This is a genomic window from Marvinbryantia formatexigens DSM 14469 (genome assembly GCF_025148285.1).
Lineage (GTDB): Bacteria > Bacillota > Clostridia > Lachnospirales > Lachnospiraceae > Marvinbryantia > Marvinbryantia formatexigens.
In genome coordinates, this window is sequence record NZ_CP102268.1 from 587,612 (window position 1) to 613,508 (window position 25,897).

General features: G+C 51.4%; 18 protein-coding genes and 1 pseudogene. 3 read left to right on the forward strand and 16 right to left on the reverse strand.

Annotated features, from left to right (window positions below; genetic code table 11):
* Nucleotides 1–28: 28 nt before the first annotated feature.
* The 9 genes from NQ534_RS03125 to NQ534_RS03165 form a co-directional block, all read right to left on the reverse strand.
* A complete protein-coding gene (locus NQ534_RS03125; RefSeq protein ID WP_143115861.1) occupies nucleotides 29–433 on the reverse strand; it encodes a hypothetical protein in 405 nt (134 codons plus the stop codon).
* Nucleotides 434–814: 381 nt separating this feature from the next.
* A complete protein-coding gene (locus NQ534_RS03130) occupies nucleotides 815–1,999 on the reverse strand; it encodes a serine hydrolase domain-containing protein (RefSeq protein WP_040785251.1) in 1,185 nt (394 codons plus the stop codon).
* 178 nt (nucleotides 2,000–2,177) lie between these two features.
* Nucleotides 2,178–4,280, reverse strand: a complete 2,103-nt coding sequence (locus NQ534_RS03135) for a glycoside hydrolase family 3 C-terminal domain-containing protein (RefSeq protein ID WP_006864198.1) — start codon at nucleotides 4,278–4,280, stop codon at nucleotides 2,178–2,180.
* 223 nt (nucleotides 4,281–4,503) lie between these two features.
* Nucleotides 4,504–7,431 carry a glycosyl hydrolase 115 family protein gene (locus tag NQ534_RS03140; protein WP_006864196.1) on the reverse strand — a complete coding sequence of 976 codons (2,928 nt, stop codon included), beginning with the start codon at nucleotides 7,429–7,431 and terminating at the stop codon, nucleotides 4,504–4,506.
* Nucleotides 7,432–7,551: 120 nt separating this feature from the next.
* The gene (locus NQ534_RS03145; RefSeq protein ID WP_006864195.1) at nucleotides 7,552–9,195 is read right to left on the reverse strand and encodes an extracellular solute-binding protein; all 1,644 of its coding nucleotides are present in this window, start codon (nucleotides 9,193–9,195) and stop codon (nucleotides 7,552–7,554) included.
* A gap of 56 nt (nucleotides 9,196–9,251) precedes the next feature.
* Nucleotides 9,252–10,133, reverse strand: a complete 882-nt coding sequence (locus tag NQ534_RS03150) for a carbohydrate ABC transporter permease (RefSeq protein ID WP_006864194.1) — start codon at nucleotides 10,131–10,133, stop codon at nucleotides 9,252–9,254.
* Between the two features lie 16 nt (nucleotides 10,134–10,149).
* Complete coding sequence (locus tag NQ534_RS03155) at nucleotides 10,150–11,094, reverse strand: ABC transporter permease (RefSeq protein WP_006864193.1); 945 nt, start codon at nucleotides 11,092–11,094, stop codon at nucleotides 10,150–10,152.
* A gap of 331 nt (nucleotides 11,095–11,425) precedes the next feature.
* Complete coding sequence (locus NQ534_RS03160; protein WP_006864191.1) at nucleotides 11,426–15,046, reverse strand: glycoside hydrolase family 2 TIM barrel-domain containing protein; 3,621 nt, start codon at nucleotides 15,044–15,046, stop codon at nucleotides 11,426–11,428.
* 16 nt (nucleotides 15,047–15,062) lie between these two features.
* Nucleotides 15,063–17,540, reverse strand: coding sequence for a sialate O-acetylesterase (locus NQ534_RS03165; RefSeq protein WP_176944213.1), 2,478 nt, complete (start codon nucleotides 17,538–17,540; stop codon nucleotides 15,063–15,065).
* 191 nt (nucleotides 17,541–17,731) lie between these two features.
* Here NQ534_RS03165 and NQ534_RS03170 point away from each other — a divergent pair, with 191 nt between their 5' ends.
* Complete coding sequence (locus NQ534_RS03170; protein WP_040785248.1) at nucleotides 17,732–19,312, forward strand: glycoside hydrolase family 43 protein; 1,581 nt, start codon at nucleotides 17,732–17,734, stop codon at nucleotides 19,310–19,312.
* A gap of 108 nt (nucleotides 19,313–19,420) precedes the next feature.
* Here NQ534_RS03170 and NQ534_RS03175 read toward each other — a convergent pair whose 3' ends face one another.
* On the reverse strand, nucleotides 19,421–20,332 hold the full coding sequence (locus NQ534_RS03175; protein WP_006864187.1) for an AraC family transcriptional regulator: 912 nt from the start codon (nucleotides 20,330–20,332) through the stop codon (nucleotides 19,421–19,423).
* 281 nt (nucleotides 20,333–20,613) lie between these two features.
* Between NQ534_RS03175 and NQ534_RS03180 the strand changes: the two genes are divergently transcribed.
* Nucleotides 20,614–21,477 carry a helix-turn-helix transcriptional regulator gene (locus NQ534_RS03180; protein WP_006864186.1) on the forward strand — a complete coding sequence of 288 codons (864 nt, stop codon included), beginning with the start codon at nucleotides 20,614–20,616 and terminating at the stop codon, nucleotides 21,475–21,477.
* 181 nt (nucleotides 21,478–21,658) lie between these two features.
* Here the strand turns inward: NQ534_RS03180 and spoIIID are convergent, their stop codons facing one another.
* The 6 genes and pseudogenes from spoIIID to NQ534_RS03210 form a co-directional block, all read right to left on the reverse strand.
* Nucleotides 21,659–21,919, reverse strand: coding sequence for a sporulation transcriptional regulator SpoIIID (spoIIID, locus tag NQ534_RS03185; RefSeq protein WP_040785245.1), 261 nt, complete (start codon nucleotides 21,917–21,919; stop codon nucleotides 21,659–21,661).
* Nucleotides 21,920–22,129: 210 nt separating this feature from the next.
* Nucleotides 22,130–22,435, reverse strand: a pseudogene (locus tag NQ534_RS21845) (transposase); the annotation flags it as partial.
* 48 nt (nucleotides 22,436–22,483) lie between these two features.
* On the reverse strand, nucleotides 22,484–23,356 hold the full coding sequence (locus NQ534_RS03195) for a hypothetical protein (protein WP_040785241.1): 873 nt from the start codon (nucleotides 23,354–23,356) through the stop codon (nucleotides 22,484–22,486).
* 90 nt (nucleotides 23,357–23,446) lie between these two features.
* Nucleotides 23,447–24,568 (reverse strand): radical SAM protein, encoded by a 1,122-nt coding sequence (locus NQ534_RS03200; protein ID WP_006864182.1) that lies wholly within the window; start codon nucleotides 24,566–24,568, stop codon nucleotides 23,447–23,449.
* 14 nt (nucleotides 24,569–24,582) lie between these two features.
* The gene (locus NQ534_RS03205) at nucleotides 24,583–24,849 is read right to left on the reverse strand and encodes a PqqD family protein (RefSeq protein ID WP_006864181.1); all 267 of its coding nucleotides are present in this window, start codon (nucleotides 24,847–24,849) and stop codon (nucleotides 24,583–24,585) included.
* 81 nt (nucleotides 24,850–24,930) lie between these two features.
* Nucleotides 24,931–25,059, reverse strand: coding sequence for a hypothetical protein (locus NQ534_RS03210; RefSeq protein ID WP_006864180.1), 129 nt, complete (start codon nucleotides 25,057–25,059; stop codon nucleotides 24,931–24,933).
* 313 nt (nucleotides 25,060–25,372) lie between these two features.
* Between NQ534_RS03210 and NQ534_RS03215 the strand changes: the two genes are divergently transcribed.
* On the forward strand, nucleotides 25,373–25,558 hold the full coding sequence (locus NQ534_RS03215; RefSeq protein ID WP_006864179.1) for a hypothetical protein: 186 nt from the start codon (nucleotides 25,373–25,375) through the stop codon (nucleotides 25,556–25,558).
* The last annotated feature ends 339 nt before the right edge of the window (nucleotides 25,559–25,897 follow it).

The following is a 25,897-nucleotide window of genomic DNA, read 5'->3' on the forward strand; positions in this document are numbered from 1 at the left end:
ATATTTCACCGGTCTGCTCTTCCATTATTCACGGTGCATCAACTGCGGGAAGAAGTGCATTTACATTGACGGTTGTTTCTGTTCTGGTTGTAAAGCTTCCATCGATTTCTACTCTTTCCACAGTTTCTCTTTCTGTATCTGATACTGCTATCACGTCACCTGCTTTCACAAGGCAGGTAAAGTCAACGTATGATGCATCCTCGTTATAGTAGTACGCGTCATCCACGCGCTCCTGCCGGAAGCTGTAAAACTCTTCTTTCAGATAACCACCCTCTTCCCGCAGAAGGGAAATATCATAAATGCCGGTATCACGCAGCCAGACACCCAGATCTTCCGCCTGGAATGTGCCGTCCCCGTTTATCTCTGTAACAATCTTTTTCGCATTCCGGTTTTCATAATCCGTGAAAACATCGTTGCGGCACATTTTGTACACATTTCCCCCCAATGTTGCGTGCCTTTACCGGCACCGTCAGCACAGCCGCCAGTGCCAGAGCCAGACATATCCTCCTTGCCATCATACTTTTGAAAACTGCTGTTTTTTTCATTTTTCCTTCCCCCTTCCTGTTCTGCTTTCAGCATACCAGAAAATTCTTACTTTTCAGATGAAGATTTCTTACAAATTCTTAACCCGTCTGCTCCTCATGTAAACTACCTGCATAAATCCTCTGTTACAGCATGCCTTATACACATGTTTCTCATGCACTAAAAAACGTCCACTGGACGTTTTTGTCGTATGCATGGCAACACAAAAACCGGGCATCCTGCCCGGTTCATATAATTATCTGTTTATATACCGCATATCTCTATACAACCGCTATCCAATTTCCGTATCCGCCAGCAGAATGTTGCGGATTTTTCTGGTCATGGTGATGGTTCCGGCGTCTTTTTTCTGCTGCATCAGCAGCAGGCACATGTTTTCCTTCGGGAAGTTTGCAAAGTAACAGCCAAGCCAGCCATCCCAGCCGTATTCTCCTTCGCGCGCCAGCCCGGACGCCATCTGCGGGTATTCCATGATACGCATGAGGTGTGAGTAAGTAAAGCCCTCCAGCCCCACCCAGCTCCGGTGCGCCGCCTGCTGCGCGTCCGTCAGCTTTCCGGTCGTAAGATAGTGCACTGTCTGCGGAGCGAGAATCTGCCTGCCGCCCAGTCTTCCGCCGTTTAGCAGCATCTGCGCAAACCTTGCGTAATCGTCGATGGTCGATACCAGCCCCGCGCCGCCCGCCTCGTATGCCGGGCGTTTATCCTTCCGGTTCGGCACCGCCAGATGACTGTCCGTATAAAGCCGCATCGTCCCGTCCTCCAATGTCTCATAAACAGACGCGAGGCGCGCCTGCTTTTCCGCGGGCACCCAGAAATCCGTATCCCGCATCTGCAGCGGCTCAAATAAATTCTCCTTCAGGAAATCCCCGAAGCGCATCCCGGAAATCTGTTCGATCACCGCTCCCAGAACATCCGCCGAAAGTCCGTACCGCCAGGAAGAATCCGGCTCGAAGGCGAGCGGCAGCGTTCCCACATGATTGGCAAACTCCATCGTCGTCACTTCTCTGTCTGTAAACAGGCGCTGCGTGCATTCCTCAATGTACGCGCCGGTCTGCCTTCCCGCCACAGTCTCATTGTCCCCGTAAGTAAGCCCGGAGGTCATGTTCAGCAGATGCAGTACGTTCATCTGCGTCTTTGCCGGTTCAATTTTTCCGTCCTTCTCAACCGTAAGATGACGAAAGCCCGGCAGAATCTCCGCCACCGGCTGCGCCAGGTCCAGCTTTCCGCGCTCCATCAGAAGCATCGCCGCAGCCGCAGTAACTGGCTTTGTCATGGAATACAGCCGGAAAATGGTGTTCCGCTTTACTGGCATTTCCTGCTCTATATCGGCATACCCCTGCTCATCATAAAAGATTTCCGCCCCATCCTTTAAAACCAGCAGATTTACGCCCGCTGTCGTCCCATCCGCAATCGCCTCCGCGATGGTATTCTTTATTCTCTGCTTTGTAATTTCTTTCATTTTCTCTGCGTCTCCCTCCCGGTGACATGGCATTTTTATTTTTCACCCGATACTCTACATCTTACCAGAATTTCCGTGATTTTACCACCGGTAAATGAATGCTTCAAAATCTGCGCGGCGCCGGACTTTTACATCCGGCGCCGCCTTTTCCCGCTCTCTACATATCGCGGGATATACATCATATAATATGATACGTTATCTCCACCGGAGCCTTTCCGGTCAGCTCCCGGCTGCGCGCATCAGGCTGGCTGACGCCCGCATATATCACAAACTGTTTTCCGTCCCGGCTGCGCACGCCCGCTTCGTCCACCACCGTGAACGCCCGCGCGGGCACCGTCATTTCGATTGTTTTTTTCTCGCCCGCCTCCAGATGGATGCGTCCGAAAGCCGCCAGCGCCGGATTCGGAACTGCATTGGCGCTGTCCGTGCACTTCACATAAATCTGAAGCACCTCGTCGGTTACGGCATTTCCGGCATTTTCCGCCGTCACCGCCAGCGTCAGGTCGCCCTCCGCAGAAGCGCCCCGGATGTTGGCATCCGTCACACGCACGTCCCCGTAGGTCAGCCCGAAGCCGAACGGATACTGCGCCGGATGCCCCATGTAGCGGTAGGTTCTGCCCTTCATGGAGTAATCCTCAAACGCCGGGAGCTCCTCCAGTGTCTCATAGAAGGTTACCGGAAGCTTTCCGGAAGGAGATACCTCGCCGAACAGCAGCTTCGCCGCCGCGCTTCCGCCCTGGCTGCCCGGATACCAGAGCTGCAGGATCGCATCAAAATGCTCCGCTGCATAGCTCATATCCAGGTCGCTGCCGCTCATCATGCAGAGCACCACCGGTTTTCCGGTCGCCGCCACCGCCTCCATCAGATCACGCTGCGCCTCCGGGAGCAGAAGCGTTTCCTTGTCGCCGGAAGCATAGCTGTTTCCGGTATCTCCCTCTTCGCCCTCCAGCGTCTCATCCAGACCGAGACAGAGGATCACCACGTCACTGTTCTCCGCAACAATCTGCGCCTCCGCCAGACGGTCGCCCGCCAGGGCAAGCTTCTCGGTGCGGTCCTCCGACAGCGCACAGCCGACGCTCGTCAGCACACGCACATCCTCCCCAAGATAGTCCTGCAGACCCTGCTGAATCGTCTCGTAGCGCGACGCCGTTCCGTGATAATTTCCCGCCAGCGCCGCGCGGCTGTCCGCATTCGGTCCAATTACGCCCACCGTCCTCAGGCGCTCCTTTTTCAGCGGCAGGATCCCGTTGTTTTTCAGAAGCACCGCGCTCTCCAGCGCCGCCTTCTCCGCCAGCGCCAGATGCTCTTTCGATTCCACCACCGTATACGGAATATCGTCATACTCGCTGCCGTCAAAAAGACCGAGCAGGAAGCGCGTCGTAAACAAGCGCACCGCCGCCTCCGTGATGGTCTCCTCGGATACCAGCCCGTCCCGGTAAGCGTGCAAAATATGCAGATACGTATTTCCGCAGTTTAAATCGCAGCCGCTGTTGATTGCCATCGCCGCCGATTCCTTCGCCGTCGCCGTCAGCATATGGTGCTCGTGGAAATCACGGATAGCCCAGCAGTCCGAAACAAAATGTCCCTCAAAGCCCCAGTCTTCGCGAAGGATTTTCTGCAGCACCGGGCTGGCGCAGCACGCCTCGCCGTTCGTGCGGTTGTAGGCGCCCATGACCGCTTCCACATCCGCTTCCTTCACCAATGCCTCAAACGCCGGAAGATAGGTCTCCTCCATATCCTTTGCCGACGCCTCCGCATTGAACTCGTGGCGCACCGCCTCCGGTCCGGAGTGCACCGCGAAGTGCTTCGCGCACGCCGCCGCCTTCATTGTTTCCCCGTCGCCCTGCAGCCCTTTCACAAACGCCACGCCGAGGCGGCTGGTAAGACAGGGGTCCTCCCCGTAGGTCTCATGTCCGCGTCCCCAGCGGGGGTCCCGGAAAATGTTCACATTCGGGGACCAGAATGTCAGCCCCTTGTAAATATCCCGGTCCTCCTTCGCCGCATAGGCGTTGTATTTCGCACGTCCCTCAGTCGCAATCACATCGGCAATCTCACCGAGCAGCGCCTCGTCAAACGTTGCGCCAAGTCCGATAGCCTGCGGGAATACCGTCGCCTGACCGGCTCTCGCCACGCCGTGGAGCGCCTCGTTCCACCAGTTATACGCCGGTATTCCCAGCCTTTTAATTGCCGGGGCGTCATATTTGAGCTGGCTCGCCTTCTCCTCTACCGTCATCTGCGCGACCAGCGCCTCCGCCCTTTTTCTTGCCTCTTCTCTTTTCATACTTTCCTGCTGTTTCCTTTCTTATGTCTAGTCCCATTTTGCCGTGATGCCTCCGGCGGGGCGCCTGCCGGCATTCCCACTCTGCTTTGTCCTCCGGCGGGGCGCCTGCCGGCATCCCCACCCTGCTTTGTCCTCCGGCGGGGCGCCTGCCGGCATTCCCGCTCTGTTTTGTCCTCCGGCAGGGCGCCCTCTCTCCGGCACCGGTCTGCCCGTCAGATAAGCGTCATTGCTTCCGGAAGCTCGTCTCCGGTCCCATATAGGAGGGCAGCGGCTTTTTATCCGGCGCATAGACCAGCAGCCGCTCCAGCACCACGCCCGCGTCACCCGCATACAGCGTGATTTTGTTTACGCCCTTCCGGATATGCACCGGCAGCTCTGCGCGATGCTCCTGGTCGAGCACGGCGGTGCACCACGCCTCGCAGTCCGGGTCGCCGCCGCGATAATCAGGTCCTGTCAGCGTCAGGGTCTGTATCTCTTCTTCATTGACGCGCACGCCGGTCTGCAGAAGTCCTCCGTTTACCAGCGGATTCGCCGGGGAGGTGCGCAGCTCCAGAATACAGTCCTGCTCCTCCTCTGCCCAGATTTCGTAGAGAAGCGACGGTGCGCTGCCGTCCTCCCAGTCTGCCTTTTTGTAGACCGCCGTCGTCGGGAATACCTTCATGCCGCTTCCATATTTTCCATAATCCTCCAGCTTTTCAAACGCCGCTCTGCCGTCAGCGCACATGCCGCCAAATTTCACGGAAAAGCCCGCCGCGTCCGCCGCGCAGAGCCCGTTCTGCATCACATATGCGCCGAACGGAACCGCCGCCAGGCTTTCATTTCTGCAAAGAATGCGCAGCGGCACATATTCCGTCTCCGTGCTGATGCGGCATTCGCACTCTGCCGACTGTCCCACCGGCAGCTTCTCGCGCAGGAAGGTGATCTCCACCTCGTCAAGCAGCTCTGTGCTGCCCTCGCGCGCGGAAAATTCCAGACAGTCGCACGCTCCGGATATCTTCCACTCTACGCTGCCCGTGCCGCCGTTTGCAATCTGTATCGTCACCTTCTCCTTCCCCGCATAGCAGAAATCGTCGATAACGAGCGGCTTCGGGAAATACTGGTTCGTGTAGCTCCCTGTACCGTCCGCGCGCGATACTGTCAGTCGCGGCTTCTGCGGAAGCGTCAGAACATGCTGCACCGGATAGCGCCAGTCCTCGTCGTTCCAGTTTACGAAGCCGATGTGCTGCTCCAGCTCCATGCCGCTCCATTTTCCGCCGTTAAACTCCCGCATCCGCGCCGCCAGCGCTGCATCCTTTTCGATGCACGCCTGCATCTGCTGTCCGTATACATTGGCGACTGCCCTGCCCTGCGACGCATACAGATGGTTCATGCCGGAGGTCAGATGCATCTTCAGAAGGTTGGCAATGCCCGCCGCCGGGTAGTAAATCATGCTGAAATACCCTTTCTCTGCCGGTGTGCCGGAAAGCTCCGCCAGAAGCTGCTCTGTCTTCTGCTCCAGCGCCTCGCAGCGCTTCAGCATCCTTCTGCCCTCATTGTAATGGGCGGGATGATAAACCGTATCATTCAGCGCCTCCGGACGGCGATAGCCTGCCAGCCGCACCGCCTCCTCCAGCACCCAGGTGATGTCCCGGCACTGCTCTTCGGAAGCATAAGCGCCGAACTGCTTCTGTATCCACTGCGCGGTGTATTCCCTCACCTTTTCAGAGGAACCGCCGCCCCAGGTCTCAAAATCATAGGCAAGCTCCATAAAATATCCCAGCGGGTATTCCTGGAACTTTACATCTCCCACATTCACAATCCAGAGATTGCGGACGCCGTACTCATACGCCTCCGACATCTGCTCCCAGATTCTTACAAGCGGCGTGGAATTTACCCACTCAAAGGAGATTGGCGAACCGTGGTAATCCACATGGTAATACATGCCGAAGCCGCCCGGATGCTGCCGCTCCGCCCCCTGCGGAAGCGCGCGCATACTGCCGAAATTATCCTCACAGAACAGAAGCGTCACATCCTCCAGCTCCTCAAAGCCGCGGATACCGGCGATTCTGCCGTCCCCGAAGTAATAATCCTCCACTTCCTTATAAATGGCAAAAAGCTGCGGCACCTTCTTCAAATCGGGATTTACATGCTGCGCAATCAGCTTGCGCTGGTTCGTGATAATTTCCTTTAGCTGACGGACATTCTCCGCAATCGTCGCGTCATCGCCCAGCAGCTTGCTGTCGCGCTCGCCGCGCATTCCGACGGTCGGGAAAATCTGCTCGTCCTTCACGCGCGTCAGACCGTCCTCCCAGAATTTCAGCAGTCCCTCTTTATTTACATCATAATTCCATTCCGTTCCGTAGGGAGAATTTTCCCCCTTGAAAATGGAAAATTCCTCTCCGGAGCGCATACAGGGCTCGTGGTGCGACATACCGATATAGATACCGTACTCTGTTGCAAGCTGCATGGAGGAAAGCCCCGGTCCGTCCAGCAAAAAGGACGAGGTCCACATCGCCGGCCAGAGATAGTTGCCTTTCATGCGCAGAAGGTACTCAAACACATGGTCGTACATTTCCGCCGTAAAGCCCTGGTAATGTGAAAACGTCCAGTTTCCGTAGCAGGGCCACTCATCGTTGATAAAGAAGCCGCGGAACTTTACGGAGGGTTCCTTCGAGATACCGCCCGTCACACGCTTTACAAGATGACCGTCCTGTGCTCCTTCCGTCTCCGTTTCGTCTGTGAGAAGCGCGCTCTCCCAGGCAGGCGGCGTGACATCTCCCCAGAAGCCGGTCGCCGTCACGCCGAGCAGCTCGGAAAGATGGAACATTCCGTAGATGGTGCCAGTGCGGTCGCTGCCCACGATCACCAGCGCACGCTCCACGCCCTCCAGCGGCTGCTCCGCCAGATAGAAGCCGTAGCTTTCCCATCTTCCGGCAAGCGTCTTCAGCTCCGGTATACGCTCCGTCAGTGTATCCGCCAGCGTACCCTCTCCCAGCGTCGCCGCCAGCACCGCCTGATTACTGCCGCCTTCCGCGCCGCACTGCACGCAGGCGCCTGTCGTTTCCCGGATATCCTTTGCAACCTTTTCGCGGATTCTGCAAATTCCGGGGCCTGCCTGCGCATCCAGAATGATATTGATTGTCGTATCCTTGCTAAATTTTAAATAAGCCATAATGTTCTCCAGAAAATTTTTTGTGATAATCTATTAACGTACTTACTTAAGATGCAAAAGGCCGCCGCAGTCTCCCGCGGCAGCCCCTGCTTTAATGGCTCAGCATCCTACTGCTATTGCTTAGTATCCAAGCACATCCTTTGTATCATTGAAAATTTCATTAACCATCTCTACATACTCAGATGCTTTCAGATTGTCCATGCACTCTGTTACATAAGCATCCCAGTCAGCATCGAGGTCCTTCTTGCCGGTGATGAATTCCAGCGCAGAAGTATTTACATAATCCATCAGCGGAACCTTGATAAGGTTCAGGTCTTCCTTCTGAAGCTCGTCTGCCAGTACCGGCGGCATAAGCTGAACCGGCTCCTTATTCGCGTTGATTCTCTCGTTCCACTCTTTTTCACCCTCGGTAAACTTGGAGAGCTGGATGAAGGTATTTCCGCCGTATGCGAATACACCGCCGCCGAAGCCATAGTCTACGTTGAGCTGCTTCTCTGCGCCTGCATTGAAGCCGTTATAGTAGATGTCCTCGTTCAGTACGATATTTCCGTCAGCATCCTTTGTATAGGTCTCGCCCTCAACGCCCCACTGGCTCAGCTCATGACCTTCATCAGAGTACCACAGCCAGTCGATGAAACGGAGCATCTTGATGAACTCTTCTTCACCAAGCTCATCCAGTGCGTTCTGGCTGATCATGATACCGTTTTCCAGACGTCCTGCGCCGCTGGAAACCTTTACGTTACCCGCCGGACCTGACGGTGTGGTCATGAAGTACAGCTCTGCACCTTCATCTGTCACTTTGTTGTTTGCAATAATATCAGACAGGATCTGATAGTTTGCTGCCAGCACATAGGAATCGCCGCGGAAGAATTTCGCCTGTGCCTGTGTGGAATCCTGTGTAAAGGTTTCCGGGTCCAGGATGCCTTCCTCATACAGCTTGTGGAAGTATGTCAGGAACTCCTTGTACTCTTCTGTTGTATCTGCAAAGTAGAATTCGTTTGTATCAAAGTTGAACTTTGTACCATCCTTCAGACCCCAGTCGCCGCCGTCCTGGGAGTTACCGGCTGTTACATTGTAAGTAATCGCCGCAATGTTCATCGTGCAGCCAAACTGGAACTGGTCGGACCAGATGTTATCTTTTCCGGTGTATTCCTGCACCAGCTTCAGCGCCTCATAGAAATCCTCCCATGTCCAGGTCGGCTCTGTGCTCATGTCAACGCCTGCCGCCTCGAAGATATCCTTGCGGATGATAAGAGAGTAGCCGCCTGCCACTTCTTCCCACATACCCGGAAGACGGTAATATTTACCATCGGCTGCGTAAATCTGCTTCAGATCCTCTTCCATGCCCCACTCCTCTACCTGCTTGGAGTAGTTCGGCATATACTGTACCCAGTCGCTGATTGCAACTACCTGGCCGCTGTCCTCGTAGGGTGAAGAATCATAGATCTTCGGAATGATGTACGGAGCGCTTCCGCTGTTTACCATAGCGGATACCTTATCGTTGTAGTCTGTTCTTGCTACGGAAGTAAGGTCGAAAGTAACATTTGTTCTCTCCTCAATCGCGCTCCAGAGACGCCAGTTCTCATCCAGCGGATAGTTCTCGTGGTCGGAGAACATCATGGAATACGTTACCGGTTCGTCGGAATGGAAGGTCGTGTCCACACCATAGGTGTAGCCCTCTGCTTCCTCTGCGGATGCCGTTACACATCCCACCGCGCCAACCATAGCCGCCGCCATTGTCAGTGCCATTAATTTTTTGTTCATACTTCTTTCCTCCTTGTTTTATTTATAAAAGCATTTCTGTGCTTTGTATAACATGTTTAACCTTTTACCGCACCCATCGTCATACCCTGTACGAAGTATTTCTGTACAAACGGATATACGCAGATGATCGGCAGGGATGTCAGTACCATTGTTGCGGATTTCAGCGTTGCCTGCACGCTGCTTGCCTCGCCGCTGGAACCGATATCCACGTTGTTTGCACCCTCTACGAGCTGACGTACCCACAGCGAAATCGGCTTTAAAGCATCGTCGTCCAAATACAGGAACGGACCGAACCATTCATTCCACAGACCAACCAGATAAAACAGCGTCATCGTTGCAAGGATCGGTTTGGAGAGCGGCAGGATGATCTTTATGAAGATTCCGTAAACGCCCATGCCGTCGATGGAGGCCGCCTCCTCCAGCTCCTCCGGCAGTCCGGCGAAGAAGGATTTCATAAGCAGCAGGTTGAAGGTGCTGATCGCGCCCGGAAGTACCACTGCCCAGATAGTATTGCCAAGATGCAGCCACTGTGTAACAAGAATATAGTTCGGAATCAGACCGCCGCTGAAATACATCGTAAATACAACGAACGGTGTGAAGAACTTATTCAGGCGGAGCCTTGATTTCGAAAGCGGGTAGGCGAGCAGCGCCGTACCGAATACGGAAATCAATGTGCCGACTACGGAATATATGATGGTGTTTCCGTAGTAGCGGAAGAACCGGCTGTCACTGAGCAGATATTTGTAAGTTGCGGTCGTAAAGCCTACCGGGAAAAACGTAACCCCTCCGGCGGCAACTGCCGTGTCACTGCTGAAGGACTGCGCTACCAGATATATGAACGGATATAAGGTAACGAACACGACCAGAATCATGATGATGGTATTAATCACCTGGAATACGCGGTATCCCGTTGAAACCTTGATTTTTGAATTTTCCATCTGTCCTTTCTCCCTTCTACCACAGTGATGTTTCTGTAAATTTCTTCGACAGGTAGTTCGCCGATGTTACCAGAATCAGACCGATAACTGCGGAGAACAGACCAACCGCCGACGCATAGCTGAAGTTTCCTCCCGAAATACCCATGCGGTATACCAGCGTGTCGATGATGTCCGCGCGGGACTGTGTAAGCGGGTTGTACAAAAGCAGGATTTTCTGCATGTTGTTCGAACCAAGGATGTTTCCGATATCCATGATGAGCAGCGTCATGATCGTCGGAAGGATGCCCGGAATCGTCACATGGATGGTCTGCTGGAACCGGTTTGCACCGTCCATTTCCGCCGCCTCGTAAAGTCCTGGGTCGATGTTTGTCATCGCAGTGAGGTAAAGGATCGTGCCCCATCCTAACGCCTGCCAGATGCCGGACCCTATGTACACGGTATCGAACCACGCCGGTTCTGACATGAACGCGATCTTGTCCAGTCCAAGGGACGCCAGCAGCGTGTTGATCGGACCGGTGGAGGAAAGAAGCTCTTTTACCATACCACAGACAACTACCAGAGAAATAAAGTGCGGCAGGTAGGAAATCGTCTGAACAAGCTTTTTCCACCATTTTGTTCTGATTTCATTGATTAACAAAGCGAAAATCAATGTTGCCGGAAAACGTACAAGCAGATATCCGATACTTAAGCGAAGGGTGTTCCGGAATGCCTGCCAGAAGTTACTGTCTGTCAGGAACTGTTCAAAATAACGGAACCCAACCCATCTTTCACCGAAGATGTTCGGTCCGCCTTTATAACGGCGGAAGGCTATGATATTTCCAAGCATCGGGATGTACTTGAAAATAACGTAGTACAGAATCGGAAGAATCAGAAATGTGTAGATTTTCCAATTCTTTTTCACATGACGAAGCAGCGATTCGTCATGCTTCAGCTTTTCTTTTTTTGCTTTTGTTTTTGCCATTTTGCTACATCACTCTCCTTTTTTTCTCTTTCAGACCCTTCTTTTTTCGTTAGATTGCACATTTTCCGCTTTTGCTGGATACATTATATGTCATTTTTATGGCGTTTGCATCAAATATATTGCCTTTTACTGCGCAGATATTGCTCCCATTTCTTCCCTCTGATATCCATTTTGTGCATTGATTACAAAAATCAGCCATTATTTTTGTGCAAAAATATATTTCCCACCCGGCGTTGCCGGATGGGAAAAAGCAAATTTCGCGTTATTTGGATGTTTTGTAAAGTGGACATTCGCATTTTACTCTGCTTCATGCTCATAAACGCCGACCGCTTCACGACTCGCGTTCAAATTGTATCCAGTCAAAATCAAAGCAGCTTCCGGGAAGGAATACAAATCGTACCGTCTGCCGTCCGCAGATCCGTTCAAAGGAGAAGGTCTGCACCGGCTCCCCGCGCATAAATTCCAGCATCCGCGTTTCCTCTCCCGCTTCGGAAGCAAAGCGCAGAACGATGGTGTTTTTCTCGTGCGGGGTGCTTCCGCAGATGGTAATCCGCGCGGCTCCCTCCTGCCCGAAATCCAGCCCGCCAAATTCCAGCGTCACGTTGTTGCCGATTTCCCGCACAACGCCGTCCGCGATCCGGAAGCTGTCGCCGTAAATGGCGTCGCACTGCACTGCCGCCAGCTTTTCAAAGGCGCGGTTTTTCTTCACGAATGAAAAGCCCTTCAGGTGAATCTTTTTCTGAAGCACAAAGCAGATGCCGGTGATTCCGCGCAGCCATTTGTTCAGACGGTAGGTTTCCTCCTGGTAGGTGTTCCAGATGGACGGTTTCTGGTAAATGACGTCGGCAATCAGCTCCGCTCCCGGCTCGCCCGGCATTCCCTCGTAAATTTTAATTTCGTAGGGCTCGTCCGTCAGCGCAAAGATGGGCAGACAGATTTCATCGGAACCGTCCGGACCAAAATCCAGCTCCCGGAAGCCCACCTGCGTCTCGCCGTCGCGCGCCGTGGCGACGCCATGCTCGTTGCCGTTGCCGACATCGCCCCGGCTGTAGTTGTAAAGACCGCCGCTGACGAAGGAATACGGGTCCAGAAATGCCTTTCCCAGCCCGGTAACGGTAAATTCCATCTGCGAAATGATGCGCACCTTTTCCGTGCCGCAGCGCGACATGCAGCGCAGCCGGAAGCAGCCGTCGCTCTTCGCCCGCACATGCGCCGTCCGCCCGTCCGCCTGCAGCTCTGCGAGCGGAGACGGAATGCCCGCGTCATCCACGATTCGCCAGATGACCTCCTTATCGTCCGCATTATCCGGGCAGAGCTGCGCCGTCACCGTCGTCTCCGGTACTTCCTCGGAGAGGTGGTTTCCCGCGCTGCTCATCAGGCGGATATTGCGCACGGGGATTTCCGTATTTTTCTGCTCTTCCGAGCCGTCTCTTTCTCCCGTCATTTTTGCGGCCGCCTCGCCCGCGGACGGGACTTCCGACGGCGTCGCGCCTGCATCCGCGGGCAGAGCATTCCGGAATGATGTCGCGTCTGCATCCGCGGGCAGGGAATTTTCCGCCGCTTTGCGCACCGGCATCTCTGCAAGATAAGCCTCCGGAGAACTTCCGCGCACCGCCGCGCTCTCCCTTACCTGAAGCGTCAGATGCGCCTCCGGCAGTCCCGGCGAGGATACCGTCACACACAGCTCTCCCGCCTGTGTCCCTGCCTTTATCACCGCCAGCAGCTTTCCGCCAAACAGTCTTCTGCTGCCCGTCTTATAGCCGTCCGTCTCCGTGCTGTCGCCGTTATCGCAGCCTGCCAGCGCCCCGGCACCCGTCACCGTCACCTGCACGCGGTTGTTGGCGTTTTCCACCGGATAACCGTCCGCGTCCGTCATGGAAATCTGCAGAAACAAAAGGTCGTGCCCGTCCGCCCGCAGCGTCTCTTGCTCCGGCGTCAGCATGATGTGCGCCGCCTCCCCGAAGGAATGGCGCGCATCTTCCGCCAGAACATTTCCGTTTTCATCGCGGGCGATTGCCCGGATTTCCCCTTTTTCATAAGGAACCTGCCAGTTGCCGGAGAGCGTCGTGCCGTGCGCATGGTCAATCCGGCAGACGCCGCAGCTTTTTCCGTTCAGAAACAGCTCCACCTCCGGAGCGTTTGTGTACGCCCGCACATCCACAAGCTGCCCCTCGTTGAAATCCCAGTACGGAAACAGATGCAGCACCGTTTTCTTCCGGAGGTCATTCCACTCCGCCTGGTAGAGGTAATAGGGGTCCTTCGGGAAGCCCGCCGTGTCTATCTGCCCGAAATACGAATTCCGTGTGTGATACGGCGTCGGCTCGCCGATATAGTCAAAGCCGCTCCACAAAAACTGTCCGCAGGAATACGGGCGGTCGCGCTCCGCGATCACGCATGCCTCCGCCGATTTTGCGCCCCAGCTCGTCGTGGAATTTCCCAGCGCCGAGCACTGCTCATCGTCATCGGCAAGCACAGACTGCTTATACGGGAAATGATAAATCCCGCGGCTCTGCACCACCGAGGAGGTCTCGCTTCCGTAAATAATCCAGTCCGGATGCTGCGCATGATGGCTGTCGTAATATTTTTCGCCGTAATTGTAGCCGATCAGCTTTATCACATCGGCGCACTTCTGCGTATTTTCCCACGGCATGTAGTTTGAGGCAAGCGTCGGCGGCGCGTTGTGCTTTGCGTCATGCTTTTCCACCTCCGCCATCAGCCTTTCCATCCACAGCCTGCCCTTTTCTCCAGCGTGCGTGTCGTGGATTTCATTTCCCACGCACCACATGATCACGCTCGGATGATTGCGGTCACGGCGTATCCAGCTCGCCACGTCCCGCTGATACCACTGCTGGAAAAAGCGCGCATAGTCATACGGCGTTTTGGCGGATTCCCACATATCAAATGCCTCCGAGATTACCAGAAGCCCCATTTCGTCCGCCAGGTCCATCGCCTCTGCCGCCGGCATGTTGTGCGCAAAGCGCACAGCGTTCGCGCCCATGTTTTTGATGATTTCAAATTTCCGGCGCATCGCCTGCTCATGAAAAGCGCTTCCCAGACAGCCGAGGTCGTGATGCTCGCAGACGCCGTTCAGTTTTATGTGCCTGCCGTTCAGGAAAAATCCCCCGTCCGGCAGATAAGCGATGGCGCGGAAGCCTACCCGCTGCTCTTCCGTCTGCAGAAGCACACCATCCTTAAACAGGCGCACGCGCAAAGTGTAGAGATTCGGACTTTCGACATCCCAGAGCTTTGGTCGCTCCGCCAGCAGGCGGATGCTGTGAACCCAGACCCCAGTCTGTCCCTCCTTCGGCTGAATGCTCCATGTGCCCTGCTGCCCTTCTTTTTCTCCGGCATTTCCTGTGCCCTGCCGCACCGGCAGCAAAGTGCCATCCTCCGCCAGAAGATCCGCCGTCACAGTCAGATCGCATCCGGTGGTCTCCACCTCCAGATCAATATTCCAATCATTCTCCGGCGCCGCTTTCACCGGCTCCGCGTGAAAATAGATACCGTCTGATACGAGGTGCTCCCTGGGCACCTGCTTCAGCCACACATTCCGGTAAATCCCCGCGCCGGAATACCAGCGGCTGTTGGGCGCCTGGAAATCCACAGAAACCCGGATTTCATTCTCCCCGTCTTCCAGAAACGGCGTGATATCCAGCTCAAACGCGGAATAGCCGTACTTCCATTCCCCCGCCAGATGCCCGTTTACATACACCCGGCTGTCCATATAAATGCCGTCAAAACGCAGAAACACCAACTCCTGCTCCTTTTTTTCCAGAACAAAACGCTTCCGGTACCAGCCGGTGCCGTCCTCATAAAGATGATTGGTGTCATAAATCAGCCAGTCATGCGGCAGCCCGACCGGCGAAAACATCTGCTCCCGCTCCTTCATTTCAGAAAATGTCGTATGCAGAGGCTGTCTGCTAAATTCCCATCCGTCATTAAACAGCATCATCTCTCGTCTCCTTTGCTCATTTTATACGAAGCTTTATGCAAAACGGCGCTGCGCAGAGCCCGTTTTCGTCATACAAAAGTCTTTTTCCCGGCGCACAGTCCCATGCGTAGCGCACCGCGCACGGTTTTTTCACCTGCCCGCTTTGCAGGCACACTGTGTTTCCGGAAATCTTTGCCTGCGCCGGATAATAAATGCCATCTTCCCCGGCAAGCTCAAACAGCCGCGGATTTTCCTGCCCGCATGCACCACACTCTCTGAGAGCGATGCGACCGCCTGCCGGTACAGACGCATTTTCCGCTTTCTTTCCGGTTATGGGCAGAATTTCTGCCGCACTTTTGGTCTGCCCGGCGGTTCCCTGTCCGCCGTCCGTCCGGAAGGTAAGGCGCAGGCTGCTTCCCCACACGCTCACTGCCTCCAGACGCGGTCCCTGCCAGTGCACCGGCTCCTGATAGACCAGGCTGCGGACCGCCAGCGCCGCCCGCTGTGCCGCCGCCTTCTTGTTCAGCGGATGCAGGTCGTTGTCCTCACCGATATCCAGATTAACGGTTACTGCCACATATGGCAGACGCTCCGCCGAAAGCTGCGCCTCACGGATAAGCGGCCAGGCGTCGCCCGGCGCAATGTCCACACCGCAGTTGGGGAGCTGCACCACCACAAAGGGCAGGTCCTCCCGCCGGAAGCCGCGCCTCCAGTCCTGTATCAGCCCGGCAAGGAGCTGCGCATAATCCCCCGGATGGCTGTCATTCGATTCTCCCTGATACCAGACGACGGCGCTCACCGTATAAGGCTGGCAGGGAGCCACCATGCCGTTAAACAGACCTGTCGGCGTGCGGTTTAAAAATACCTGCTCCGGCGCCGGTCCGCATGCCGCAAGAATGCGGTACTCCCATGTGCCGCCAAGCGCAACCGGCGCGCTGTCCGCCAGGTCTGCGCCTTCCGCCGCACCCGGCTCTGCTTCCGATGTTGTCTGCCGCAGCTTTCTTCCGTCTTCCGGCTGCGCTTTCCTTCCGGAGGCATCCGCCTGCGATGCTGTTCCGGCATCCGTCCGTCCCGGCATCGCTCCGGCTTCCTTCTGCCCCGGCATCCAGTCATCGCTGCACACATCCTCCCAGATAATATCCAGCGCCTTACCCGGCGTCACCCTTCCATTTCCATAACGGCAGATGAGGCGGATTTCCAGCGTATTTTCTCCCTCGCGCAAAAGTCCCTCCGGCACCGGATAGCGTCTGGGCGGATACTGATAGCCTGTCTCTCCGATTTTCACGCCGTTCAGAAACATCTCATCGCTGTCCACCAGCGTGCCGAAGCGAAGCACGCCCGCTCTGCCCGCCTGCTGCTCCGATATCCTGAATTTCTTTCTGAGCAGAAGACTTCCGCAAAAATGTCCCAGTTCCGTATCCTTAAACTCACAGGGAAGCGTGATCTGATGCCACTGTTTATCCGGCTGACGCTCCGGCAGAAACGCAGACTGCCCTTCCGGGAGCCCGGTCCGTCCTCCCGCCGGTAAAGCCGCATCCCGTCCCGGCAAAGGCTCTGTCTGTCCTTCCGCTGACGAAGCCCCGTCCTGTCCCTCTGAGAGTTCTTCCTGCCTGCGCAGCGTATCATACCAATTCTGCTCCTGCCGCTCTTTTTTTGCAAGCAGATTTTTACAGAAATTTTTATCCCGGAACTGCTCCGTTATTCTCAGGTATTCCGGCTTATCCCGCAGTCCTTCCCGGCTTGTCCATGCTTCCGCCGGCGTCCCGCCAAGGCTCAGATTCAAAATACCGACCGGCACGCCCCGGAAAAGCGCAATTTCTTTTCCAAAGAAATAGGAAAAAGCGGACAGCTCTTCCAGATTTTCCCGCACAGCCGCCTGCCAGGAAGCCTGCACATGGTCATCAAGCGGCGCGTCAAAATCATAGTGCTCCGTCACCTTATAAATATGAAGCACAAAATCGTTCGCAGACGGGCGCCGCGCAAAATCCGCGCTGCCTTCGCTGTCGTTTTCCGGCAATGCACCGCCCGCCGCAGATTTTTTATCACTTCCCGACGATGCACCGCCCGCCGCAAATTCCTCCGGGAAGCGCACACGCACCCGGCACATTGGCAGCTCCATATTTGACTGCCCGGCGCAGACAAACACCTCTCCAACATACACATTCTGCACTCTGCATACCTGCCCGTTTTCTCCGGCAGCCTCCAGAACATACGGACCGCCCGCCGCAAGATGTGGGAAACAGGTTTCAAAACGCCCGTCCTTTTCGCAGCGCTCCTGCACGCAGATTGCTGTATCGCTCCATGAATTCCCGTTTTCTCCCGGTTCCTGTATCCGGTCTGGCTCCTGTACCTTCTCCATCTTCTCTGTCTGCCGGGGTTCTTCTTCGTCCCGGCTCTTCAGCCGGATCGTCACCATTTCTCCCGGCGCGCCCCAGCCCCATATTCTGGTATTTTCTCCCTGCTGCAGTACGCAGCCCTCCCCGAAAATTTTCGGAAGTCTCATATTATTTTCCATTACATCCTTCCCCTTTGCAAATCCCGCAATTATTCGCATGACCTTTCCGCGCTCCTGTGCTATACTGTCAAAAACGGCACCGGACGAACCGGCATTGGATTTTTCCTTCCACGGATTTTGTCCATACTGCCAAAGCGGCACCGTTGTGCCATATTCTAAAATACTTCAGCAGACAGGAGGCATCTTACATTATGAAACAAGCTACATTTGAAAACCCGATTCTCAGCGGATTCTATCCCGACCCGTCCATCTGCCGCGTGGGAGACGATTATTATATGGTAACTTCTTCCTTCGTCTATTTTCCCGGCATTCCGGTATTCCACAGCCGCGATTTGATTCACTGGGAACAGATTGGACACGGCATTTCCTCCCCGGACCAGCTCGATTACAAAAACTGCGAAACCTCGCTCGGTCTCTGGGCGCCGACCATCCGCTATCATGAGGGTACTTATTATATCATCAACACCTTCGTTTCCGAAGGGCGGGAAGCGCGCCGCGACAACTACATTATCACCGCAGAAAATCCCGCCGGTCCCTGGAGCAGGGCACATTTCATCGAAGGTGCGGACGGCATTGATTCCAGCATTTTCTTCGACGCCGACGGACGCATGTGGTACGCCGGCAACTATATCTGCCCGGAAGCCCTCTATGAGGGACATCACGGCATCTATCTGTGCGAGCTTGATACGGAAACCTTTCAATTTAAAGGTGAGCGCAAAACCATCTGGAACGGCATCACCTCCCGCAGCAAATGGATTGAAGCGCCGCACATCTACTTTGAAAACGGCTGGTATTACCTGATGGTCGCCGAGGGCGGCACCTTCACCAATCACTCTGTCATGATGGCGAGAAGCCGCAGCATCGACGGGGAATACGAAATCTGCCCCCGCAATCCCATTATAACACACCGGCACCTCTCTCTGGAACATGAGATTTCCGTTGTCGGTCACGCCGACATCGTGCAGACGCAGCGCGGCGAATGGTGGATGGTGCTGCTGGGCGTGCGCCCGTACAAAGACGCCCATTTCAATCTCGGCCGCGAAACCTTCCTCCTTCCCGTCATCTGGGATGCGGACGGCTGGCTGCGCGCCGACAACGAAAACGGTCTGGTAAACCGCACGGAACGGCGCCCGGATCTGCCGGTATTTCTGCCGAAGCCGGAATTTTTCAGCGACAACTTTGAATCGCCGCAGCTTTCCATGCGCTGGAACACCATCCACCCCGCTGCAGAGCCGTTTTATTCTCTGACGGAGCGTCCCGGCTGCCTGCGCCTGCATTTGCTGCCGGAGGTATTAAGCGAAATCTGCACGCCCGCCTTTGTCGGACGCCGTCAGCAGCACAAAGCTTTCCGTATGCAGACAGCCATTGATTTTCTGCCGCAGACTCCCGCGGAGAAAGCCGGGCTCGCCGCCGTCCAGGACGACCGTTATCACTACCGCTTCACCATCACGCTGGAAAACGGCGCGCGCGTTCTGAAGCTGGTATCCTGCAAAAACCATGCGGACACGGTTCTTGCAAAATGTGACCTTCCGGCGGACGGACGCCTCTACCTTACCATCACCGCCACAGAGGAAGGCTACCATTTTTATTATGGCTCTGACGACCAGACCTTCCTGCCGCTGTACGAAGACGCCGACCCGACGCTGCTCAGCTCGCTCGTAAATGAGGGCTTTACCGGCACCTATCTCGGTATGTACGCCTCCTCCAACGGGCAGCCCTCCAGCAATTACGCCGACTTTGACTGGGTACTCTACGAAAGCAGCCGCGCCTGAAGCGGATGCCCGCCATCCCGGAGCCCCGGAACGCGCCGCACAGGTCCATTTGCGCTCCGGGACAGGTGCGGACGGATGCCACGTGCGAAAGGGCACAGCCGTATGAAGTTACATATACGAGCTTGTGCCCTTTTCTCTGATTCTGTCCAGAATCGCGCCACGGAACTCGCTCGGCGAGCATTTGTTGAGCGCCTTAAAGGTCCGGTCGAAAGAGCTCATGGACGAAAAGCCGGAATTCATCGCCACATCGGTGATGCTCATTTCCGTGGAATAAAGCAGTCCTTCCGCACATTTCACTCTCTTCTTATTCAGATATTCGTAAAATGTCATATTCATATATTTCTTAAAGACCCGTGTAAAGTGATATTTGGAAAAGCCGACCATCTTCGCCGTTTCCTCCAGCGTAAGCTTTTCCTGGTAATGCTGGTTAATGTAATTGCACGCCTTCAGAGCCACCTCCTGGTATTCCCACTGCCGGTCCTGCTTGCTGCGCCGCATATCATGAAGTGCAGTCCCCTCTATGTTCCGCTCCCGCGTTATGCGTCCCACGCCGGCAAACAGCTCAATCAGAGAGGCGTAAACCAGCGCTCCGGCAAACGCCTGCTGCCCGTCATATTCGCGGATGATTTCCTCCATTTTCGCTTTGACAAGCGGATATAAATCCGGCTCATTTTCCGGCGTGATATAGAAAACCGGCGGAAACAAAAGCAATAGCGTCTCCATTTCCTTCAGAGAATACAAAAGCGCCGGGTCAAACTGCAGAATAATCCGCTCTCCGGTAGGCGGCGCTTCCAGCGCGTGCGGCACGCCCGAATTCACAATCAGAATATCTCCCTCCTGCAGGACATACTTCTTTTGATCCACAATTACTCCGTAAATCTCTGTCACCGGCATCAGAATCTCGATTCCCACATGCCAGTGCGTCGGATAATCCTCGTAATCCACATTGTGAAACAGCCGGAAATCCATCGAATTCCGGTAATTAATGGTTTCCGTCATGCCGTTCAGTATTTCAATCATGCCATAAGCATCCTTTCTCACAACCGCAGCGCCTCAGCCCCGCAAAATGCCTCACTGTTACAAATTTAGTACCAATATAACAGAGAAATACCGGCTTTTCTTGGTAATTATTGCGGAACAGCTATGAATTATTGCTTCTATATATTTGCTATGCTTATCAAATATGGTCATTTTATTCGGATTTTTTTCTTATTCAGTTGTCTTTTTCCCATTATTTTGCTATAGTAAAGTAATAATTGTCAGGATTATCCCGCAACTTCTCATACTAAGGATGTGATTTTATGATTGAAAACCTGGTCGGTCTCCACGAGACGGTAAATTACCGCAAAGATATGCAGATACGTCTGCATAATAACGATGTGTGTGAAAATTACCCGCCGCACTGGCATACGCCCTTTGAGCTGATTATGCCGACGGAAAGCGGTTATTCCGTGCACTGCGGCGAAAAAGAATATGTGCTGGATGAGGGCGATATTATCATTATCTGTCCCGGCGTCATCCACGAGCTGTTCTCCCCGCCCAAAGGCGTGCGGATTATTTTTCTGGTCAGCCTCGCCCAGATTGACCTGCAGGAGCTGGACCTCGTCATTTCCATGATCAGTCCCGCCATTTTAATCAGCCCGGAAAAATTTCCGCAGATTCACGCGCAGATTCACCGCCTTATGCTGGAAATCCGCGACGAGTATTTCCGCAACCTTCCCTATACGGAATCCTCGATTTACGCCAAATTTCTGGAAATCCTCGTGCTGGTCGGGCGCTGCTACGCCGAAATCGCGCAGCATAATTTTGAAGCGAAAAACAATAAACAACAGGAATACATGGAAAAATTTCTTTTTATCTGCAACTACATCAACGAGCATTATGCAGAGCCGCTCTCTCTTGAGGAGGTCGCCTCCCTCGCGGGCTTTTCCAAGTATCATTTTACGCGGCTTTTCAAGCAGTACGCCGATACTACCTTCTATAAATATTTAAACCAGAAGCGCATTGCCCACGCAAAGCATCTTCTGGTCGATAAAAATCTTTCGGTGCTGGATATTTCCCTGCAGTGCGGCTTCTCCAACCTCTCGTCCTTTCTCCGCATGTTCCGGAAGCTCACCGGCTTCACTCCCACCGAGCTGCGCAAAATGTATGATGGCGACTTCTGAGGCGGGACACCTGCCCCGCCCCGGACGCACGCCAGGGCAGATGCCAGCTTTTGCCGTTGTTCCGATGCCCCCGCAAAGCACCGGGGCGGGTGCCGCTTTTGCCGTTGTTCCATTTTCCCACATTGCCGGATTGGGTACCGCTTTTTCGGCTACCCTGGTTTTCCACATACCGCCGGGGCAGTTACCGCCTCTGCTCAATATGAAGATATTTTTCTCTTGTAGCCAGTCCACCACGAATGTGGCGCTCCGATTTGTTGACGTCCAGTACCTTCCGGGCGCTCTGCGCAAGCGCAAGGTTAAACTGCGGAAGACGTTCTACGACGTCTTTATGTACCGTTGATTTTGATACCCCGAATTTCTTCGCCGCCTGCCGCACGGTAGCGTTGGTATCAATAATATAGTGCGCAATTTCCATCGCGCGCTCTTCAATATATTCCTTCAAGGAAAATCCTCCGGGACACTGTTTTTACAATGTATGCGCGGAGGTATGCGGGTATGAATGGTTCAGATGAAGGCATAAAAAATCTTGCATCTTTGGAAATTAAATTTTACTGATAAGAAATAGATATATAAGAATTTACTGCTGAATTGTTAATTTTGTTGTTATCGAATATATCTTTCTACTTACAGTATAATCATTTAAGAAAAACACCTAATCCCAGTTCCGATATTCCTGCGCCCACTTTCTAAATTTACATTTTCACTGGCAAGGTACAGCATCTTTTCTAATACTGTATCACTTGGAAATACACTTTTGATTTTCATGACTCCCAGCACTGATTCCATTCTTCTAATAATGTTTGTCATATACATAATACGTCTAATATCCTTAGAAAACCGGAAAAAGAACTTACATCTCCCCAATTATTTTCCCCAGTTACTGATAGTATAAGAATATTTCTTTTTCCCATTTTTCCTTAATGCTCTCCATTTCTGATAAAGCTACTATTTCCTTCGGAGTCATTCATATAACTCTCATTTCTATAAGCCTCATACATAATGCTTTTTATTTCAAATCGTTGTTTCTCTGTTTGCTATAATATCTCTGTTCTGAAATTTTCCTCAATACCGAGGTGTTATACGCTGTAACCGAATTATAAAAAGTGTTCAGCTGGGCAGCTTTTTTCACACCCTTCATCTCTTTTTGCACCTCATCAATTCCTTTTGTAAGAAAATCCAGTTGTTTTGATATCTGTCTCTGTCCATCAATCAAAATACATTGATTGCTCAGAATGTTATCCAATTTATCAACAATAATTCCTCTATACAATTCATCTTCATATATATTGTAAGCTCCTGGATCACTCCCTTGCGCTTCCAGAGAATGTGTCCTCCCTGATATTAAATATTCCAAAAACATTCCACAAGCTTCCAGATAATGATATTTGTGATATATAATGTTCAAAGAATATAGTTTTTCTAATGTTTTTTTATTTATATCATATGCCTCTTTTATTATCTGGTAATTTGCTTCAAGAATGTGCATATCATTTTCGCCTTTTTCTCCTATCGTCTTGTTTAACGTATTTACAACCGTCTCATCATTTTTCATTTTCTTATATGAATTTACAAAAACACCACCAAAAATAACTGCGAGAAAAAGCATTATATAAACGTCTGTTTTATCAGCGGTAATATTCGGATTCGACAATGCCCAAATCCCGCCTCCTGCAACAAGCAGGCTGTACATACATATTCCCAAGCAAGCGAATTGACCCCCAGACATTTTTCTTTTGTATACGCTTTTTCCCCCTTCAAAATTGTTCTGCGCTATCTGATATTTCCTTTCTATATATTCTATCGTTTTCTCCGCGATTGTTTTTTGTTTTTCTAACTCGAAAACATCTTGCAGATATTCTATTAAATTCTTGTTTTTCATATTTCCCATCCTCACAATATGCCAATTTTATTCACAGCCCATTACTCCGAGCTGTAAAAGACATTTATCTTCTTTATTCTGGATATTCCACTATTTTTCTCTATCTAGCAGATTCTTAATTTCCTTCTCCACAAACTCTCTTCTTAATTCTGCTACCCTGCAGAAGAACGGATCTACATGTTCTTCGTCATCATAAGCTAATTTAAAATTAGCAACACAATGCTCACAAAACCGGATATTTTCACATTTATTGCACTTGTATCCAGCAGATGATTTCTTATTTATAAATTCATTTTGGAGATATTCCCAGCCTTCATCAAAACTTCCCTTACGCAAATCAAATTTCCTGTAGGAAGCACGAACACACCCCTGCATTTTTAAATCAGAAGTAATAAATACATGCTGATTAGCAATAGAGCATGGATAAAGGTATCCCTCATTAAACCGTTCCATTGTACGCTGCGGACGCATTTGAATTTCTCCTGTCAAAAGTTCTTTAGCAACACCTTTCCAAAACCGATTTCTTCCTTCATCCTTTACATCAAATTCAAAGGCTTGCTCTGGCGTTAATCGTAATGCAACCGGTTCCATAGAGCCATCACTCATCGGGTGTACATCCAATATTACAACCATCGGAACCCCAAGTTTATTTCCAAACTCCCTTACTTTATACAAATCATCAATATTTTGTTCCATTGCAACAAATTTCAGTTCATATTTAATATCATTTTTCTGTAATAGTTCCAAAGCATTCATAAATTTTTTGAAACTACCTCTTACTCCGGTCACTTTCTCATAAAGTTCTTCGTTGTATCCATACATGGACGTACTAATCACTTCTACCGGATATTCTTTAAATAAATCAATATGTTTCTGGGACAACAGAGTGATATTGGATAATAGAGATATTAACACTCCTCTTCTTTTCGCATGAATATACAATTCTTCGAAATCTGACCGAGCAAATATTTCCCCTCCTGTAAAATAGCAATCCAGAAGCCCTCGCTCCACCAAAGTATCAAAAATATTTTTAAATTCATTTGTAGTCATATCCTCATGTCCCCGTCCAGGTTTGGCATAACAATGAACACAATTCAAATTACATTTACATGTCAGTTCAAAACCTGCCGTAAATGGGGCCCTAATACCTTCAAAATTTTCATCTATAAAATCATTTATTAACTGATTATGTGCACAATATTGGTCCGTCATAATTAATACCTTCTTTAGTAAAAAATAATCTCATTTTCTATAAGTTGTGTTATAAATTTTTCAACTGAATATGCCTCAGTAGAATCCTCGTCTAATTCATATATTTCACATATGGATTTTTTCAATTCATATAGGTCATTTGAAGCAGCTACCTTCTTCCATATTAAAGCTGCAACATCATTCAGATAAATAGGGTCGTTACTGGCCTCATTGTATCTTATCGGCATCAAAATAGATTTCCCATATATCTCTCTTAAAATCAAATCCGGGTTTGTCTGCATCTGTTTTCCTTTCTTTCATCAGATCTCGCGTAAATTTGTTCAAACTTAACGCGAGACCTCAAATCACTTATTCTATTCCAACTATTTTCCCTGATAACAGCAAGCTTTAAATGTACAGTGATATGGATTTTCCGGACCATAAGCTGCAACTCTATTACTCTTTGTTAATACTATCATCTTCGGAAACTCAAATACTTTGCCCTTTTTCATATGACACACCTCCTCTCTTAAAAACCTTTTCATATACTTATTATACCATAGCCAATTCATTTGAACAACATTTTCCTTACATCTGAGCAATATTTTCTCATTCTTTTAAACACTATAATAATTACATAATGGAGATACTAAATTGATGTTATAAAATAATTGATAGCTCAATGCAAGAACGGCAATGGTTAGATTATAAGTTGGCGAAAAAATTAAAACATCTTATCAGCAATGTGCTTATATACTACAGAGACTTTATGATTTGAATATCATTTATAATGATTCCTCTTATCGAACATTAGAAGCATGCACTATGTTCTTACAGTATTTAGAATCAAGACGTACGCATTCTCCGCAAGCAGAAGGATTCGATAAAGGAGCCTATAACATATTTGAAGAAGAACGCAAAGCCAATATTATTATTGATAAACTGGATAAAATTTCATCCCAGCTTGACAAAGTAATAAAAAATCAAGAAAGACTTTACAGCGAATTATGAAGAAATCACCAACATACTCAATGCCTTGCATGATTTTGGTGATTTCTTTGCTTTTCAAAGCCAACCGGAACTTGTAACAATGTGCTCGATTTCATGCAAGATATGTAACATCATATTTGCAATATCTCAAAGATATCAAGTCTTCTGCCGAAAAATAGAAGCATGATTTGTATCCAGGCAACCCTATCCACCCAAAATACGAATCATGCTTTATTTTTTCTGAAGTCCATCAACGGAAAAATAACCTATCAATTCATCTTATATTACTTGCGCCTAATTTTATAAAACGGTCTGCTTTATCGCTATCATCAAAAAGCATCAAGTATTACTTGCATAACT